This is a genomic window from Helicobacter bilis ATCC 51630 (genome assembly GCF_000686565.1).
GTDB lineage: Bacteria > Campylobacterota > Campylobacteria > Campylobacterales > Helicobacteraceae > Helicobacter_A > Helicobacter_A bilis.
Map to the genome: position 1 here is coordinate 20,954 of NZ_JMKW01000006.1, position 18,761 is coordinate 39,714.

Genomic DNA, 18,761 nt, shown 5'->3' on the forward strand with positions numbered 1-18,761 from the left:
GTCTTTAAAGTGGGTAGTCAATGCGAAATTATAACAAAACAAAGCATGGATATAAATTTACACTACAAAGCAAAAACCTATAAAAATACATTATAATTACGCAATTTATACAAGCGAGAAAACAATGACAAATAAGCGTTATACAGATTCTGAAATATTAGATCTCATGCAAAATGCTTCTCTCAAAGAGTTAGGCAAAATGGCGTATGAAACTAAGAAGGCATTACACCCTGATAATATCACTTCATTCATTGTAGATAGGAATATTAACTATACAAATATTTGTTGGGTGGATTGTAAATTTTGTGCGTTTAAGAGAAAGTTGGGGCAAGAGGGGGAATATATCTTAAGTTTTGATGAGATAGATTCTAAGATTGATGAGCTTTTAGCGATCGGTGGCACACAGATTCTATTTCAAGGTGGGGTGCATCCTAAGCTAAAGATTGATTATTATGAGAATCTTGTAAAACACATTGCTGAAAAATATCCAAGCATTACGATACATGGATTTTCAGCGATTGAGATTAACTATATCGCAAAAATCTCAAAGCTAACAATACATGAAGTTTTAGTGCGTTTGCAAAAGGCTGGACTCTCTTCAATCCCGGGTGCTGGGGCAGAAATCCTTAGTGATTCTGTGCGTGATATTATCGCTCCTAAAAAACTTAGTGCTGATGAGTGGATTATGGTGCATAGAGAAGCACATAAAATTGATATGAAAACTACTGCTACAATGATGTTTGGGAGTATCGAAAAAGATGAAGATATTATAGAACATTGGCGTAGAGTAAGGGATTTGCAAGATGAATTTGGTGGTTTTAGAGCGTTTATCTTATGGAGTTTTCAGCCTTTAAATACGCCGCTTAGTGCTGAATTTCCGCATTTACAAAAGGCGAGTTCAAATAGGTATTTGCGACTTTTAGCATGTAGCAGATTATACCTTGATAATATTGCAAATATCCAAAGTAGTTGGGTAACGCAAGGCAGCCATATCGGGCAGTTAGCCCTTTTATTTGGTGCAAATGATCTAGGTAGCACTATGATGGAAGAAAATGTCGTCTCATCAGCTGGGGCATGCTACTCTATGAGTAAAAATGAGATGATTAAGCTTATACAAGATATTGGCGAAATCCCTGCTAAACGAAACACAGCGTATGAAATGCTTGAGGTTTATTGAGTAATTGATTCTGAGATGTTTGATAGGCATTAGAATCTAAAATTCTCAATACCTTGTATAAGTGAGTGCAGGGATTCTTGTGTATTTTAAAAGAGTTTGGATTCTACACCTTTATGGGTGGGTGCAGGGTTAAGGGTGCATTTTAGATCTAAAATCAATCCATCTCTTTTAACAGAACTGCATAGGCTTCAGAAATCTTTCGTAAATCCTGTCCGCCGCTTTCATTATATGGTTTGCCTAGATTTCTTGGATCAATTACATTTTGCCTTTTTTGTTTGAAAAAGTCGTTGTATTTAGAATCTAGCTCTTCTTTTGTGAAGCCCTCATTAAGCCCAAAAAGATTCATTGCCTCTTCTTTTGTAAGCGGCACATACTCTTCATTCAAGGCTTTAAAGCTATCATACAGATGATTAAAGTCAGCGTTGTCGATCTCTAAAATCGCAGCAACATTGATGATAGAATCTTCTTCTTCTTGTGAGAAATTCCCATCAGCATAAGCCAATGCAAACATAAATTCCACTATTTTTACTCTCTTTTTATACTGCCCGATTGTCTCGCTTGCAAAGAGTTCTGCTAACTCTTGTATATCATCATTTCTAGATTCTTTATAGATTTCTAAATACAACTCACTTGGCTGGTCAGAATCTTTTGCCATATCATCGATGATGCCCTTTACAAGCCGCTCTTCTAGCATACAGCTCTTATCATCTGCAAAGCTTAATCGCCCTAAAATACTCACAATAATGCCATATTCTGTGCGTTTTAGTTTTTCTTTTGGGCTAAGTATTGGACGCTCTTCTACATAGTCTTGCTGTCTTTGCGGCTGCAAAATATCTCTATCTGTTGGGACGATTGGATTGCTAAGATAGCCTTGAAAGGTCTTATAAAGGTAGAATATAATCCCCGCAGCGATTAAAAATAATACTAATTCCATTTGGTTTCCTTATATGAAAATATCTAGAGTTTTAACTTCTTTTTTAACTCTTGCTTACGCATTTCTTCAGCTTCAAGTGCTTGTTTTTTGAGTAGCTTTTTCTCTTCATTTTGTTTTTCTGCTAGAATGCGTTTTTTCTCCCTTGCCTCTTGAATCTTATGGCGATATTCATCTCTTTCTTTTGGGTCTTGATAGCTAATTGGCTTGATAAATGAAGCAAGTAATATCATAGCCGCTAAAATCCCAGCAATTAGTGCTTGTTCCGGTCCATTTAAATGATACCATGCCATGCCGACAAAACAAGCAAAAAAAATCTTTAAAATGACTGCCATACTCTTAAAAATCTCCGCAATAAATAGTGCTATGAAGCATTTTTGGAAGCCTTATTGTGCTGCATAAAATCTGGATTTATTTTGTGTGTTTCAAACCCTGCTTCATCTGCCTTACCAAAGCAAACTAGCAATATCTGTGCCATATTGAGACTTGCTATGCTGATAGGATCTCTCTTGCAATATTTCGTGCATAAATCCTGCTTATTATCAAACATATCAAAGGTAGAATCTGCAAATACACATAAAAAATCCACCCCTAAATCAATCCCTTCATACAAAAGATCCCCGCTTTTTTGATACGCCTTTTCAGAATCAATATGTGCTAAATGCGTGAAGGATTGCAGGCTAAAGGGCTTACTAAGATAGGTTAAACCTAAAATCTTGCATAACTTTTCTATATGTTTATACTCGCCCTGCATATTACAATCTGCATGCCTGCTACCATAAAAGGCACAAGAGCTAAAGCCTTTTGTGATATTATTCGGTGAGATATGCGGTAAATTTCTCTCATTTTTACCAAAGCTATATTTTATAGACTGCTCTATCTCTGTCATATAGTTAGCAAGTATTGCTGGAAAATAGGCAATGTGATTCTGTAATATATCTATATCAAGGATAATGCTTTGACTTTGCAATTCAGCTATAACAAAATCCCTTAAAGACTGATTATTTCGTAACAAATCAAGCGTAAATACAAGATTCGCATAAGAATCTTCTTCTAAGGCTAATAGCTTTTTTTCTTCAAGACTAGCAAGGGCGATATTATACACATTTGCGAATATAAACTGCTCTAATGCACCTATTCTGCCAAAATATCCGCCATGTGCCTTAAATCTTTTATTAGCATCTAGCGTTGTATAAGGTATATTTAAGTGCTTTAAAACCTGCTGTGTCGCAATGCTAAATGGGCTATTTTTTAAGCAATCATATATGAGATACATAAAGATCCTTTATTAATATGTATTAGCATGTAAAATGCTTTGAATAAATGGCGTAAAACTCTCTGTGGCGTTGTAATCGGCTATGCGATTTTTACATGTAAATTGATATTGTGAGTTAATGTAAGACCCAAACCCTAGCCATTCTTTATCCTTACATGTAGGTGAAATCAAGGCGCTTTGTAAAGATTCTATCTGCGTATCTATCGCCCTATTATGCGGTAGCATAAAATTTGCAGTGCTAACATGCCAGAAAATGCCACTCCCCCTGCAAGAAATAAAACGCAATAACTTCTCTTTATACAATGGATAACGCAAACACAACCATTTAATATACAATAAAAAGCCATCGCCACAATATGAGTCATCATAAGTTGGCACGATAAAGTTTATAAGTAGGTATTTTTTTAACTCTTCTCTATCACTTGGTGCGATAAAATCCATTGCATAAAAAAAGTCGCTATACCTTGCAAACGCCTTGTCCAAATCAAGCAACAAATCCTTCTTTGCATATCGCTTATTTAAAGGCTCAATCTCTAAATAACAACCAAGCTTTTCTACAATCTCTTTTACCCCAAGATTCCCAAACACTGCATAACCATTAATCCTGCAATGTATAAATTGCAGATCTATACCAAACTCTTGATACCCAAAGTTTTTAGAATCTACTGCTTGAAAAATGTCTTTTAGCGTATCATTTGCCTTATAATGCACCTCTTGTCTTACAAAGCCATTTTGAAAATCTATGCGTAAATCAAATGAAAATATGCTTAAATATAGTTTGCCCATATAATTCCTTTATCTTGCCCTTATGTTGTGTGCTGATAAAACCCATTTATAATACCAAAACAATACTTAGTGATAAAAGTAGAATCTTACCTTTATTTCTTATCTTTTTCAAGCAAAACATTTAAAGTTTTTAAACTTTAAGGCAGAGTTGCGAAAATATTACCATGAATCAAGCCTTCATTCTAAAAGCCCTGCTCTCTGTCCCCACCAAGACTTAGACCCCAAATCCTACCGCAACAACACATTGCATGTGATTAAAAAGAATTTCATCATAGAATCTAAACATAACTGCTTATTAAATACAATGGAAACAATTCAAAATACACAGGCTTGTATTTTCTTCTCCGTGATATTTTATACAATGCTAGAATCTAGCCTATATAATCACACCGCCACCAAGCACAATATCATCTTTATAAATCACTAAAGCCTGCCCTTTTGCTACGCCATATACAGGCTCTTTTAATGTTGCTATGATTTTATCATCTTGTATAGTAATAGTCGCATTGCTTGGTGTGCTACGATAACGCACTTTTGCTTTATATTCACCATTTATAAACTCATTTGGCAGGGATTTATTGAGTGCGGTTACACAAAAAGTCTCTAGCTCTTCTTTTTTGCCAACAACGATTTCATTGTCTTTTGGATTAATCTTTAGCACAAAATGCGGCTCATGCGCGCCCTTGACACTAAAGCCTTTGCGTTTGCCAATAGTGTATTGCATGTAACCCTTATGTTCGCCAACGATGTTTCCCTGCGTATCACGCACAACGCCCTTGTTTTCCACGCTGACATGCTTCTTTAAAATATCAATATAATCTGTCTCAACAAAGCAAATCTCTTGCGACTCTTTATAAGATTCCAAATCTCCAAGTATTGGCAAAGCTGCGAACGCCTTAGGTTTTACCTCTTCTTTTAGCATATCGCCAAGCGGGAAAATAAGGCGATTAATCGCATCTTGACTAATGGCATATAAAAAGTAGCTTTGATCCTTGCTCTTATCCCTTGCTTCTTGTATCCGCTTTATGCCATCTATGCTTGTTATGCGTGCATAATGCCCTGTTGCGATATACTCACAGCCATAGCCAAGTGCCGCATTCAAAGCTAGTCCAAACTTCATTAGTGGATTACATAACGCACAAGGATTAGGCGTCTCACCCCGTTTATAAGATTCTATAAACTCGTTATAAACGGCTTTTTTAAACTCTTCTTTTGCTTCTATAATCTTAAATTCTAAGCCCAAAAACTCACATACTTTCTCGCAGTTTCTAATAAAAACTGCATGTTTCTCTTCTTTATCATGAAGTTTGAGATAGATTCCCAAAACTTCATAGCCTTGCTGTTGCAATAAGTAGGCAGAATATGAACTATCGACGCCACCACTCATTAATAATGCAACTTTTTTCTTATTTTGTTCCATAAAATATAACCTTAATATAATTTAGTGTAAGAAGTGTATTCTATCGTATAAAATTGAATAGCATGTAATGTAATGGGTTTAGATTCTGACAATATTAGAATTTACACCCATTTAAATCAATTACTCATGCGTTCTAATATATTTATATAGCACATGGATTTCAGAATCTGTTAAGTAGTATTTTGGCATAACCGCATGTGTTTTACGCAAGGCTTCTGTAAATCTTTGCAAGTCAAGTCCTGTAATATCTGGTGCATTTATCTCTATCGCTTTACCCCTATGCGTGTAGCCTACAAGCTGTTTGCCTTTGCCATATTCGCCATGACATTTTTTACAGCTAATACCGCGTGGTTCTTGATACAGATATTTGCCATACTCTTCTTCTGTCATAAATTGCTCACTTATTATAGAATCTTTTGTATCAGCTTCTTGATCGAAAGCATATATATACTGAAAACACACAATACATAGCACAAAAGCACAACAATATCTTATCATTTCTCACTCCATAGCTTAAAAAAGGTGTTATTGTAACAAATTATTGTTATGCAATATCACTTCTGCCATTTTTTAATATTGACTTAAAAAAGTTTGTAAAAAAGATTCTATATTTTTTTGCAGCGTTTTTAAATCGCTTGTGTTTTCAATGACAAAATCGCTTTTACTTCGCTTTATCTCAATATCAATTTGTGAATCCACTCTTTTTATCGCGTCTTCAAGGCTTAGATTGTTTCTGGCTTGTATGCGTTGTATTTGCATATCCCTTGTGGCATATACACAAATAACAAATCGCTTTTTATACTCATATTTGCTTTCAAAATAAAGCGGAATATCTATGAAGTATGGGCTTTTCTTTTTCTCTAAAATCTCGCACTCTTGTGCGATATACTGCTGAATGAGTGGGTGAAGTATAGATTCTAACTTTGCTTTTTTCTCAGCATTGTTAAATACTATATTGCCTAATTTTTCACGACTGATTGTTATTGCTTTAGCATTAGATTCTAAATTGTGTTTTTTGTCATGTTGGTCGTTTAGAAGAGGTGGAATATCTTTATCTAAAATTGTTGTGGATTTTAGAACATTGTCATCTTGAAGCTCAAGCAAAAAATCTGCTTTAGATTCTATACTAGATACTTTGCCTAAAGGCTTAGTGCGATAAGTTATCTTAGAATCAAGATTCTTTTGAGTTTCTAAACAAGCCTTGCCTTTACTCTCTAAGTCTGTGCTAGATATTTCCCCTTCGCTTTGCTTAAGGTTGATATGACAATCTTTAGATTCCTTGCTCTCTGCTACTTGAGCGGTAGCAGATTGTATTGAATCTATGAAATCCAACTCCCTTTCATTTTCCAAATACACTTCATTTTGAGATGAAGTCAAAATAGTAGCTTTAGAATCTATGCTAGATATTTGCTTACGCATAGCATAGCAATCACTAGATTCTAAAATCTCATCACCAAATGCCGCCACAACGCTACTTTTAGCTGCCTCCAATGCTTTTCGTGCGATTATATCCGCATCAATAATCTTAAATCCATGCAATGCTAAAAGTCTTGCGGTTGTGCTTTTCCCACAACCTATACCGCCCGTAAGTATATTTGCGTAATACATTGTTGTCCTTTTTTAGATTCTGTATTGGATATTGGTTTCAAGCTTGTATAGCAAGAATTTCCGTTGAAATCCATAAGTTAGATTTTAGGAAAACCGCGTAAGTATTGCTTTCTAAAGCAATAAAGAATCTTTTAGATAATATCTGTTGTTAGAATTTAAGAGATTAATCCATTTAGAATTCTTAAATTGCTATTTTACACCATAAGATTCTAAGTTTCATTTATTTTTCACATATATTATACCAGTAAGCACCACCAACACGATATTGATTTATCCCAAAAGTCAAAAAATCACAGAAAAATGATAAAATAGGCGGTATTTGTTTTGTATTTTGCCATATTGAAAGAGGAAGCATGGATAATAGGATATTTTTAAAGAGTGAAAAAGGGTATTTTGGAGAGGGCGATTTTAGGTTTGGCGGGTGCTTTATCCCCGAGATATTGTATCCAGCACTAAATGATTTACAAAAAGCATATAAACAGATATTCCAAACAAAAGGCTTTCAAAAAGAGTTAAAACGACTTTTAAAAACATTTGTTGGCAGACCAACACCCCTTATCTATGCAAAAAACGCTTCCGAAATACTTGAGAATGAAATCTATCTCAAGTTTGAGGGTTTGGCAAATACAGGCGCACATAAGATAAATAACGCCCTAGCCCAAGTTCTACTTGCAAAGCGAATGAAAAAAACACATATTATCGCAGAAACGGGTGCAGGGCAACATGGTGTAGCGGTGGCTAGTGTATGTGCCTTTTTAAAAATGCCTTGCACGATTTTCATGGGTGCGACAGATATACAAAGACAGCGACCAAATGTATTTATAATGGAGCAGTTTGGTGCAGAAGTGGTGGCAGTAGAGAGTGGGACAAAGACGCTAAAAGACGCGGTAAATGAAGCCTTGCGTCAGTGGAGTAAAGTCCCACATGAATACTTTTATGTATTAGGTAGTGCGCTTGGTCCTTATCCTTACCCCGATATTGTGAGAGATTCTCAATCTATCATTGGCAAAGAGATAAAAAAGCAAATAAAAAAAGCTTTAGGTAAGTATTTAAACACATTTCTGCCAGACTATGTTGTCGCATGTGTTGGTGGTGGTAGTAACTCTATGGGGGCATTTAGTGCATTTTTAGAAGATATGGAAGTAAAGCTTGTAGGGGTAGAAGCTGGGGGAGATGACTTTAAAGCAAATAAACATGCCATGCGACTTGCTGAAAATAGTGGGGCAAGTATCGGTATAGCACATGGCTATCGTTCCTACTTCTTGCAGGATAAACATGGGCAGATTTCAAATACGCATTCTATTAGTGCGGGGTTGGATTATGCTGGGGTTGGACCTCAGCTTGCACACTTAAAGCATATTGGAAGAGTAGAGTTTATGGCTGCTAGCGATGATTCTGCCTTGGAGGCATTGCAGTTTTTTGCTAGACATGAGGGGATTTTGCCTGCATTAGAATCAAGTCATGCTTTAGCTGGTGTGCTTGAGATCGCAAAAAAAGAGAAAAATAAGATTATAGTAGTAAATGTGAGTGGTAGGGGTGATAAGGATATTTTTATCACGGCAAAGGCTTTATGCATGAATGCGTGGAGAGACTTTTTAGAATCTGAATTGCAAAGTGTAGAAAAACTATTAAAACAGAAAAATAAACCAAAGGAAGTAGTGGTCCAAGAAGAAAACGATGAAGAGGAATCAAAGCAAAGGCAAAATGAGCTAAAACTTGCCCTGCAAGATATAAGCCATGAGGATATGAGCTTAGTTTATTCTACTGATACAGAAAATGATGATACAAAAGCACAAGACACACAGCATTTAACAAGCACGCAAGTGGATTCTACAATACAAATACAAGACGATAAATCTTTACACAAGCTAGATATGCAGGATTTATCATCAATGACTTTGGATTCTATAAGTGAGCAGAGCTTAGAAAAGCTAGATTCTATGCTTTCTAATCAGGGCGTGGAGTCTAGGGCGAATAGTGAGAATCTAGAATCTAAAGCGGCTTGTCATACTGAGCGTAGCGAAGTATCTAGTATGAAATCTCAATTAGATTTTTCGCTTAACACGCAAAATGATAAGACATTGGATTCCACAGATTCAACAGAATCTGCCATTACAGAAGCAACAGATAGCATAGAATCTACAAATTGTCATATTGACCTTGAGCAAAGCGAAAAGGAAATATCTAGTATAGATCTAGAGAGTGAGAGCAAAGAATTTTTAGAAAATGATGAAAATCTAGAATCTAATCAAATCCCATCTCAAAGCCCTGCACCCACCCAAGTGGTCGGGAATCTAGATTCTAATCTCACTAACACAATAGATAATACAGAGACAAACGACACAGAAACGATACAAGATATTTTAAAACAAAGTGAGGTGGAACAAGAAAATAATAATCTTCAAACAGAAAGCATAGAGGACAATTTGCAAGATTCTCAAGATTCTATAGAATCTAGCGAGATAGAAAATGTAGCAGATTTAATAGATACAGATTCTCTAAACTCAAATGAAAGCGATATGGAATCTTCACATAAAGAGCCGCTGCATTTTTTAACCACAGATTCTAATATAGAATCTGATCTTTTAGAAACCACGCCATCTAGCAATAACACACAAGAAGCAAATATGCAAGCATTGCGTTTTTTACAAGGGAATGACTTGCAAGATAGCGACACACAAGATAGCAGTAGTTTGCAAGATGAGAGTGATTTGCAGCTTGATATAATGGATCAAATAGACACAGAGCAAGAAATAATATCTAAAGAAGATTCTATAAATCCCATAAGTGAATTTTCACAAGAAACAAGCGACAACACAGAATCTTTAGAATCTACTGAAATAGAATCGAGTGAAATAAGCAATGAAGCAGAGATTTTATCACAAGATACAGAAGCAAATTTGCAAGGTTTAATAGAATCTGATGACACAGATATATCATTAGAATCTTTGTTAAATGAAAATTCTAATATAGTCCCAAATGATGATACGCAGAATCTCCAAGATGATGTAGAACAAGAAAATATAGATTCTAAAGATAACATGGATTCAAGCGAAGAGTTAGCCCAGCAGCTTTTGCTTGACCTACAAGCTATGCACGAGAGCGCCCCAGAAGCTTTGGAAGATTTACAACATTTATCAACACAATATAAGCAAGAAGATTCTACTGATGAATTAACACAAGAACCAACAGAAACAGATACGACAAATGATGAATTAGGGCTTAATGATATAGAAAATATAGAATCTAGCACAATAGAGAAATGCAAAAATGCAATTGAGACAAGCGATACACAAGAAAGCATTCTTAATACAGATATAACAGACAATATGCAAGAAGATGAGCTAGAATTAGCCAAAGACATATCACTAGACAATGTATCAACAGAAAATACGCAACAAATAGATACTCACGAATCGCCCATAAATATAAATGCCTTTGATGAAATGCTGGGTTTAGAAAGTCTAGATTCTACAAATGAGACAACACAAGATTCTGGCATTTTAGATTCTTTACTTAACGCAGAAACGATATCGCAAGATGATTTAAATATAGGCTTAATGACTAGCGAAGATTCTGTTAGCCCACTTATGCAAACCAATGATTTAGACTTAGATTCTAATGAAACAAATGGGGCAGATGATATACGAGACGATTTTGATTTAGAAGAATCGGATATGCAAATAGACACTTTTACGCAAGATTCTACACAAGAAAATTCAGTTGAATTAGACGAACATAAAGAAGCCACACAAGAACATGTAAATATACAAGATTCTATGACAGATGAAAATATAACCACAGATACGCTAGAATCTAACCCATTTCATTCTACCCAAGATGATGATATGGCTTCATTAACGCAAACTGATGATTTATTAGATCATATGGATTCTACGCATGATGACTTAGAGAGTTTAGAGCAAGAAATAGAAAATGAGTTGGCAGGTATTTTTACAGACACCATTGAAGACATAGATGACACAAAGCAATCAAATGAAAATAATGCAAGTATAGATTCTAACAATGAAGTTAATATAAGTGATAGTGAAAGCAATATAGAAACAGATTTTTTATCAAGTGATTCTTCAAGTGATACTCAAAGTGATATTTTGGCAGAAAACCTAGACGCAACAGAAGACTCCAACACGCAAGATTCTAAAGATGAAGCGACAAATAATCAGACTCTAAGCTACATTAATACAAACATTGCTAAATCTCGTGTTTTTAAAACCGACCCGGAGTTGAGTAAAATCTGCGGCAAGTCTTTAAAGTCATAGCAGTCTCATACAACATGTTTGCATTTTTATGGTGGCTTTCGCCACAAAACCAGCCAATATATCCCACCAGCAATAATATCTTTTGCAAAAATAACATAAAATTAATAAACTTTTAATCTAAAAAACACTAATATAATGGCTTACATTCTAAAAATGCTGAAAGGATAAGGGTATGCTAAAAAAGTTAATAACCGCAGGTGCGTTAAGCATGGCTGTGTGTGGAGTGAGTTTCGCAAAAAATGGTGCGTTAGATATTATGGAGTGGGCATTGCAAGATGCAGCAAAGGCTGGTGTCGCGTATCATTGTGCTGGAGATAGCGTTCATGCGACATGTTATTTCAAAAATGTCGATGGTTTCTTATTCCAACTCAAAGATATGCGTGCTGATATATGGCTAAGTGATAACGAAGTGAAGCAAGAGGTATCGGGCAGTGTTGCCGCAAATTTTGGGGAAGATCTCAATCAATTTATCCCTAAAAGCTTTACATGCAATAGTGTCTCTACACTAAAAGACTTACAAAGTAATGCCAATGGGACATGTGTCATTAAAGCCGATGTGGCGACTTTACATTTAGAGTCAAATACACTTGTAGAATCTAAATCGTTTAGATATAAGACTATGCCTACGCTTTTAGTGCAGTATATTGCAAAGGTAGATGAGTTTAGCAAAGAGTATGATCGCATTCAAACAAAATATGAAAATGATTTGGAAGCCTTGCAACAAGGAGCCGCTGATATGCTAGATGATATTGATGCAGATATTGATATGCTAAGAGTATCGCAAAGAAATACGCAACATGAATATGGTTGTGGTTGCAATAGCTGTAGGTCGCAATCTCAAACATACGCCATAGAGAAAGAAATCGATCGTAAGCAAGAAATTAAAGAACAAATAAGAAAATCCTATGAAGATAAATACGACAAGATTCAAAAGCAGTATGAGGAAGAAATGCAAAACTTTAGCGATTCAGTCGTAGCGTGGCTTAGCCAATACAACTATACTATGCAGGAAGCACGCGTTTATGTCCGTGCTAATAAACTTGCTAAAAGTGCGTTTGAAACCTTTGCAAAAGAATATCTTGCCTTTAATGAGAATATCCCGCTATCAAAAGATGAGAGAATTGAAAGGGCAAACGAGAAGAAACGCATTACAGCCCAATACTATTCTAGCTTAGAAGCTAGTCGTGCTGGTGGTATGACTTTTGTAGAGCAAAGCCCATATTTAGCACCACATTTAAAGAAAAGCTTACAAAAGATAGTGTCAGACCATGCACAGCTTTTAGATCCAAATGCAAAGAAAAGAAGCGTGAAAATCCTTATCACGCCGATAGATAGCACAGCGATGAATCTCGGTGATGAAGCACAAAAGATGATCAACGCTTATAACAAAAGTAGAGGTCATGGACTGATGAAAACATTCTTTGATATTGTAAATAAATATGAGATTAAATCTGTGCGTGTGTGGCCAGAAAATAACTAGCAATATTTATAAAGATTTGATAAAGAGTGTTTATTTTTTTACAAGTTAGCTACGCTTTATTGCGGTTATACAACACTAAAATAAAGTGTAGTGTGCATTGACTATTCTCTTTGTTTAAATATAGAAGCCATGTAACTTTGAAAACATACAAAGAGTTTCTGCCAATACAACCCATACACACAAAAATAAGCTATAATCCACATAATTTATATATCTAGGATTACATAAGGTTAGAATATGACACTAGGGATAAATGGGCTTGGGAGAATGGGTCGCACGATCTTGCGTGAGGCGATTAAAAGGGGACATACCATCAAAGCACTCAATGATATTGCACAATGGGAGATTTTGACTTATCTCATTGAGTTTGATAGCGCACATGGCACACTTAGTCGCAATATTTCCTATCACAATGACACACTATATATTGATAATCAAAAAATACATGTAAGCAATCATAATAACCCAAAAGACATTGATTTTGGTGAAGTAGATATTGTGATTGAATCAAGTGGTAAATTTCTCACGACAGAATCTATCAAGCACCATTTACAAAAAGGTGCAAAAAAGATTATCATTTCAGCCCCACCGCAAGATGATACAAAGACATTCGTGCTTGGTGTCAATCACTTAGATTACAATGGCGAGTTAATTATTTCAAATGCGTCTTGCACGACAAATTGCATTGCCCCTATTTGTGCCATACTTGATAAACATTATGGAATCACAAGTGCTACAATGACTACAATCCATAGCTACACAAACGATCAGAATCTACTTGATAACGCACACAGAAGCGATAAAAGAAGATCAAGGGCAGCCGCAAATAATATTATCCCCACCACAACGGGGGCGGCTATCGGTCTAAAGCGAGTTTTACCGAATCTAGAGGGTAAAATTCACGGACAGAGTGTGCGTGTGCCTTTGATTGATGTTTCAATGGCGGATTTAAACTTCTATCTTAATAAAGCCACAAAACTAGATGAGATACATGCTTTATTAGAATCTTATGCAAATGATAGTATGAAAGGCATATTAAGTATTGATTCTAAATATCGTGTAAGTAGTGATTTTTTAGGGAGTGCGTATAGTAGCATTGTAGCAAAAGATTTAAGTGTGCAAGTTGGCAATATGCTAAAAATAATGGCATGGTATGATAATGAAAGCGGCTATGCAAATAGAATCTTAGATATGGCAGAGTTTATACTTGGATAATTGATACAAGATTCTAGATATTTGCGATTATCCTTAGATGTTTATTATTAAAAATATTGCCAATATGTTGGATTTTTAATGCTACAATGTTTGCCTATTCTGCGAAAGATAAAGGAAAATGATGAAGAAATGGGGCTTTTTCATTGCATTTGGTGCGTGTCTTGTTGCAATCGTTTGGGTTGTAACCAAACAAAAAGATGAAGCGCATAATACTCTTGTGTATATTGATTATGATATAAATAATAGCAATGTAATTAAAAGTGAGACAACTTATATTTCTGATTCTAGTCATACTTTTAAAATCTGTCAATCTAGAGATGGCGATACACCATGTAAAGAGATTTCAGGGGTGAAGCATGGGATACAAAAATGGTATGGTGATAGTGTTTTGAAATATGAAGATTTTTACGATCATGGCAATCGCACACATACAATAGCCTATTACAACAATGGGTTAAAACGAAAAGAGTGTCTATATCAAGATAATAAGCTTTTGCAAACAAATTTTTACGATAAAGATAATGCCAATTCTTTAGTTGAAACGATATTTTATAAAGATAATGAAGAGGTAAAAAAGTATTATATTAATAATAAACTTCACAAAGAGGAAAAATATCGCAATAATAGGCTTGTAAGTAGAAAAATATATGATAGCGATGGGTTGTTACAGCGACTTGAAGAGTATAATTTCATTGGGAATAATACAGATTCTTTTGATAATTTTTTTGAAGGGCTTGATTCTATAAATCCATTTTTATTTGAGTTTGAGAATCCAAATCCTATGCAAAGACCATATCAAGATAAAAATACAGGGGATAGTGGTTTATGGATTTAGTCCATTTGTGATTACCCATATTTCTTTATAATAGCTAAAAATCTAACTCAAACTTTTGCTACCTTTGAGACAAAAAATAATGCGTATTTATTTAACCCATACGCATAACGCCTTGTTTAATCGGCACAAAAGAGCAAGATTCTAAAATATGGCTTGTGAGTGTATGATCTTTTTGTTTTACAAATCGTGCGATAACTTGTCCGCCATTATGATATATTGGGGCTACAAGCACTCCATTTACTTGTAATTGATCGCTTAGTGTTTTTGGGATACTCTCTGTGCATGCAGAAAGTAAGATTCTATCATAGGGGGCGAAAGATGCCCAACCATTCATACCATCATCAAGCTTTATATTGATATTCATAATTTGTAGTTGTGCTATACGCGATCTTGCTTCAAGCCATAGAGATTCTATACGCTCAATGCTAAAAACTCTGCGTATAAGATGAGACAATACAACCGCTTGATAACCACTCCCAAGCCCTATTTCTAGCACATTATCTGGCTCTAATACGCTATCGCCTAAATCATACGCCATGAGATAGGTTGTCATCTTTGCCACAGTGAGTGGTGCGCTAATCCATTGCTCATCGCTTATAGGCAGGGCATTATCAAGGTGAAATGCGGAATGTTTTACGACAGAGGGGACAAAAAACTCCCTATCAGTTTGGCGTAATGCAGCAATGATTCTAGAATCAAAGCTATCTTTGACATCTTTTAGCATTTCCATATTTTTTATTTCATGAAGTTTCATGCGTGTGGGATTCCTGTGTCTATATGTATTCGCATTTTTGTAACTTCAGCGAGATTTACTTGTGCTTGTATCATCTCTTTAGAATCATTTTTATACACGATTCCATAAGGTGTGATAATGTTACTACCTTTTGCATACTCATTGCCCGCACATGAACTAGCAATAACAAAACTTTGATTTGCAATGGCTAAAGCACGCGTTAGCGTTTGAAAATGCACTTTCCTTGCCTTACCCCATGCGGCTGGGACAAAAATCACTTGCGCACCTTGAATCTTTTTCCATAAATCAATAAAGCGGACTTCAAAACAATTGAGAGCCGCACATAAGATTCCATCAAGCATAAAGGTTTTAATATCCTTTATATCCCCCGCTTTAAAATGCAAGTGTTCGTTGCCTAAAGGAAAAAGCTTTGCCTTTTTTTGCGTATAAGCAATTCTTCCTTTATGAAATACTTTCAAGCGATTGACATATTTTCTGCCCTCTTGTTCTATCATAGTGATTACAATGGTTTTGTCCTTGCTTAACTCTTGCAATTTTCGCGTGGCAGTCTCGCTAAACTCACTTGCTTCTGCCATTTTTTGATATGCAAACCCTGTGAGAAAAACTTCACTTGCAAGAATGTAGGAATCTTTTTCACACTCTAGCACTTTTGCTTCAAGTCTAGCTAGATTATCTTCCCAATTTGCTTTTGTCTTTAGCTGCAATGTATAAAAGGTCTTAAAAATCGTCTTCAAATTTTAGTTCTCCCCGTGTGTAATTACGCACTTTTGCTTCAAAAAAGTTTGTCCTCTGATTATTAAAATTTACTTGTTCATCTACCCATTGTATGGGATTTTGCGTGTTATATAGGATAGGATAATCAACCGCTTTTAATCTTTTATCCGCTAAATACTCAATATATTGACGGATAATTTTTGCAGTCAAGCCTAGAATTTGCCCTTGCGTAATGTATTCCCCCCAGCTAGATTCTAAATCTACTGCTTGACGAAACATCTCCATAACCTCATCTTGTAATGCTTGTGTGAAAAGATCTGGTCTTTCTTTACGCGTAGAGATAATCATTTGTTGAAAAATCGTTAAATGTGTAATTTCATCGCGTTGGATAAAGCGTATCATTTCTGCACTATTTTGCATTTTACCACTTCTAGCAAGTGTGTAAAAAAACGCAAAACCGCTATAAAAATAGATTCCCTCTAGGATCTGATTGGCAAACATGGCTTTTATAAGATTTGTTTCTGTTGGGTTTTTTGCAAGGTCTGTATATACATCAGCAATATAGTCATTTTTTGAGCGAAGTTTGTCATCTTTACGCCACATTTGATAAATCTCATCGGTATTTGCAGATATAGAATCTACCATAACTGCATAGCTTTGTGCGTGCAGAGATTCTTCAAACGCTTGACGCACTAAAAGCATATTTATTTCTGGGCATGTAATATATGGATTGATATTGTCTGTTAAGTTATTTGTTTGAAGTGAATCCATGAAAATAAGTTGAGCTAATGCTCTATCATAGCCTTGCTTTTCTTGTAGGGTTAGCTCCATATAATCGCGTTTATCTTGATTCATATTCACTTCTTCTGGAAACCAAGTATTTGCAAACATTGTGCGTAAAAGATTATAAGCCCACTGATATTTAATCTTATTTAACTCAAATATTGCGGTTGGATTCCCACCAAATATACGCCTTTCATTGACACTTTCTGTTGAGTGCGGATTATAGATTTTTTTGCGAGATACTCTATTATCTTTCTGCGTGTTTTCACTAGTCATACTCATTTCCTTTAAATGTGGAATTATAACAAAAAAGGTGAATTTTACATACTATTTTTATTTGCAACACGAGAGCAAATAAAGGCAATAGCAATAAATCCTACGCCAATAAGCCCTGTGATAATCTCACTTACTTCCATAAAAATCTTTAATAGCATAATAATAGCTAATGCCCCAATAGCATAATGTGCGCCATGCTCTAAATAGATAAGCTTTTGCAGTGTCTTATGCTCTACAAGATAAAGCGTCAAGCTACGCACAAACATAGCTCCAATGCCAAGCCCAATCATAATAATAAAGATATTCTCACTCAAGGCAAATGCCCCAATCACACCATCAAAACTAAAACTTGCATCAAGCACTTCTAAATACAAAAAGCCCATAAGTCCATTACGCACACCACCAGCCCCAAGAAATTTATCCGCCGAATGAATGATTAAATACAGCACAATCGCACAAAAATACGCCATGCCTACAAGTATATTATCCGTTAGGGCAAGTAGTATGATTCCAAGTGTGATAGCAAGCAATAAAGCAAAGTTAGGAAACTTCATAAAAAATCGCATAATAACATTATCTTCAATAAAACTTAGCCAATGCACCTCTTTATCTTCACTAAAAAAGAATTGCAAACATACCATAAGTAAAAACCCAGCACCAAAGGCATAAATCTCAAAACGCGTTTCTTCAAGTGTTTTATGATACTCTTGCGGTGAATATAAGGCAAGATTCAAAGTCTCTAGCATACCAAGCCTTGCAGCTACTGCCACAATAACAATGGGGAAAATAAATCTCATACCAAACACAGCGATGGGAATCCCCCAATAAATAAATCGCTTTTGCCATTTTATATCCATTGTATCAAGCACTTTTGCATTAACCACAGCATTATCAAACGAGAGACTAACTTCTAAGATAGAAAGCAAAATACATATATAAATCGCCTGCCAAGCCCCAACATAAAATGCCAAAACTAGCCCAACTAAAGTTACAACAAAAGAACTATAAAAATGCTTCATCACTCCCTCATTTTGTAGTAGAATAGTGTGCGTATTGTAGCATACTTTATATACATAATAATATAATGTGAATCTAAGTAAGTCTTCTGTCTGTATGTCTATTACTATTTTTACTGATATTTTGAGAAAAAATACTGCACTTTAAGTTTTTATTTGCTATAATTCTACAATTTTATTTCTAAGATTAGTTTTTACTTTTATATTATT

Annotated in this window: 16 protein-coding genes and 1 pseudogene; 6 read left to right on the top strand and 11 right to left on the bottom strand. The window is 35.3% G+C overall.

Annotation, left to right across the window (positions count from 1 at the left end; all coding sequences use genetic code 11):
* Nucleotides 1–124: 124 nt before the first annotated feature.
* A complete protein-coding gene (locus T368_RS0101720) occupies nucleotides 125–1,177 on the top strand; it encodes a dehypoxanthine futalosine cyclase (protein ID WP_004084196.1) in 1,053 nt (350 codons plus the stop codon).
* A gap of 154 nt (nucleotides 1,178–1,331) precedes the next feature.
* Here the strand turns inward: T368_RS0101720 and T368_RS0101725 are convergent, their stop codons facing one another.
* From T368_RS0101725 to T368_RS0101740, 4 genes are read right to left on the bottom strand one after another with little or no spacing between them, the layout of a single operon-like run.
* The gene (locus T368_RS0101725) at nucleotides 1,332–2,111 is read right to left on the bottom strand and encodes a TerB family tellurite resistance protein (RefSeq protein WP_004084195.1); all 780 of its coding nucleotides are present in this window, start codon (nucleotides 2,109–2,111) and stop codon (nucleotides 1,332–1,334) included.
* A gap of 23 nt (nucleotides 2,112–2,134) precedes the next feature.
* On the bottom strand, nucleotides 2,135–2,443 hold the full coding sequence (locus tag T368_RS0101730) for a hypothetical protein (RefSeq protein WP_004084194.1): 309 nt from the start codon (nucleotides 2,441–2,443) through the stop codon (nucleotides 2,135–2,137).
* Between the two features lie 29 nt (nucleotides 2,444–2,472).
* Complete coding sequence (locus tag T368_RS0101735) at nucleotides 2,473–3,384, bottom strand: HdrB C-terminal domain-containing protein (protein ID WP_004084193.1); 912 nt, start codon at nucleotides 3,382–3,384, stop codon at nucleotides 2,473–2,475.
* 12 nt (nucleotides 3,385–3,396) lie between these two features.
* Complete coding sequence (locus T368_RS0101740) at nucleotides 3,397–4,170, bottom strand: DUF5644 domain-containing protein (RefSeq protein ID WP_004084192.1); 774 nt, start codon at nucleotides 4,168–4,170, stop codon at nucleotides 3,397–3,399.
* Nucleotides 4,171–4,318: 148 nt separating this feature from the next.
* On the opposite strand from T368_RS0101740, the gene T368_RS15270 reads away from it, so the two are divergent.
* Nucleotides 4,319–4,597 (top strand): hypothetical protein, encoded by a 279-nt coding sequence (locus T368_RS15270; RefSeq protein WP_138160728.1) that lies wholly within the window; start codon nucleotides 4,319–4,321, stop codon nucleotides 4,595–4,597.
* On the opposite strand, the gene mnmA is transcribed toward T368_RS15270, so the two are convergent.
* The 3 genes from mnmA to coaE form a co-directional block, all read right to left on the bottom strand.
* Nucleotides 4,547–5,608, bottom strand: a complete 1,062-nt coding sequence (mnmA, locus tag T368_RS0101745) for a tRNA 2-thiouridine(34) synthase MnmA (RefSeq protein WP_268902563.1) — start codon at nucleotides 5,606–5,608, stop codon at nucleotides 4,547–4,549. The two genes, T368_RS15270 and mnmA, sit on opposite strands and share 51 nt — an antisense overlap.
* A gap of 102 nt (nucleotides 5,609–5,710) precedes the next feature.
* Nucleotides 5,711–6,088: a c-type cytochrome gene (locus T368_RS0101750; RefSeq protein WP_004084190.1), complete on the bottom strand. Its 378-nt coding sequence runs from the start codon at nucleotides 6,086–6,088 to the stop codon at nucleotides 5,711–5,713.
* 72 nt (nucleotides 6,089–6,160) lie between these two features.
* The gene (coaE, locus tag T368_RS14415) at nucleotides 6,161–7,198 is read right to left on the bottom strand and encodes a dephospho-CoA kinase (RefSeq protein WP_004084187.1); all 1,038 of its coding nucleotides are present in this window, start codon (nucleotides 7,196–7,198) and stop codon (nucleotides 6,161–6,163) included.
* Between the two features lie 353 nt (nucleotides 7,199–7,551).
* Between coaE and trpB the strand changes: the two are divergent.
* The 4 genes and pseudogenes from trpB to T368_RS0101775 all read left to right on the top strand — a co-directional run.
* Nucleotides 7,552–8,769: pseudogene (gene trpB / locus T368_RS16480) on the top strand (tryptophan synthase subunit beta); the annotation flags it as partial.
* Between the two features lie 2,881 nt (nucleotides 8,770–11,650).
* Complete coding sequence (locus T368_RS0101765; protein WP_004084184.1) at nucleotides 11,651–12,958, top strand: hypothetical protein; 1,308 nt, start codon at nucleotides 11,651–11,653, stop codon at nucleotides 12,956–12,958.
* 237 nt (nucleotides 12,959–13,195) lie between these two features.
* A complete protein-coding gene (gene gap, locus T368_RS0101770) occupies nucleotides 13,196–14,173 on the top strand; it encodes a type I glyceraldehyde-3-phosphate dehydrogenase (RefSeq protein WP_004084182.1) in 978 nt (325 codons plus the stop codon).
* Between the two features lie 121 nt (nucleotides 14,174–14,294).
* On the top strand, nucleotides 14,295–15,008 hold the full coding sequence (locus T368_RS0101775) for a toxin-antitoxin system YwqK family antitoxin (protein WP_004084180.1): 714 nt from the start codon (nucleotides 14,295–14,297) through the stop codon (nucleotides 15,006–15,008).
* A gap of 91 nt (nucleotides 15,009–15,099) precedes the next feature.
* Here the strand turns inward: T368_RS0101775 and T368_RS0101780 are convergent, their stop codons facing one another.
* From T368_RS0101780 to T368_RS0101795, 4 genes are read right to left on the bottom strand one after another with little or no spacing between them, the layout of a single operon-like run.
* Nucleotides 15,100–15,762 carry a protein-L-isoaspartate(D-aspartate) O-methyltransferase gene (locus tag T368_RS0101780; RefSeq protein WP_004084179.1) on the bottom strand — a complete coding sequence of 221 codons (663 nt, stop codon included), beginning with the start codon at nucleotides 15,760–15,762 and terminating at the stop codon, nucleotides 15,100–15,102.
* A complete protein-coding gene (locus T368_RS0101785) occupies nucleotides 15,759–16,496 on the bottom strand; it encodes a carbon-nitrogen hydrolase family protein (RefSeq protein WP_004084178.1) in 738 nt (245 codons plus the stop codon). The genes T368_RS0101780 and T368_RS0101785 overlap by 4 nt, the downstream gene beginning before the upstream one ends.
* Nucleotides 16,480–17,535: a ribonucleotide-diphosphate reductase subunit beta gene (locus T368_RS0101790; protein ID WP_005219933.1), complete on the bottom strand. Its 1,056-nt coding sequence runs from the start codon at nucleotides 17,533–17,535 to the stop codon at nucleotides 16,480–16,482. The genes T368_RS0101785 and T368_RS0101790 overlap by 17 nt, the downstream gene beginning before the upstream one ends.
* Before the next feature lie 44 nt (nucleotides 17,536–17,579).
* A complete protein-coding gene (locus T368_RS0101795) occupies nucleotides 17,580–18,554 on the bottom strand; it encodes a DUF475 domain-containing protein (protein WP_004084176.1) in 975 nt (324 codons plus the stop codon).
* Nucleotides 18,555–18,761 lie beyond the last annotated feature (207 nt).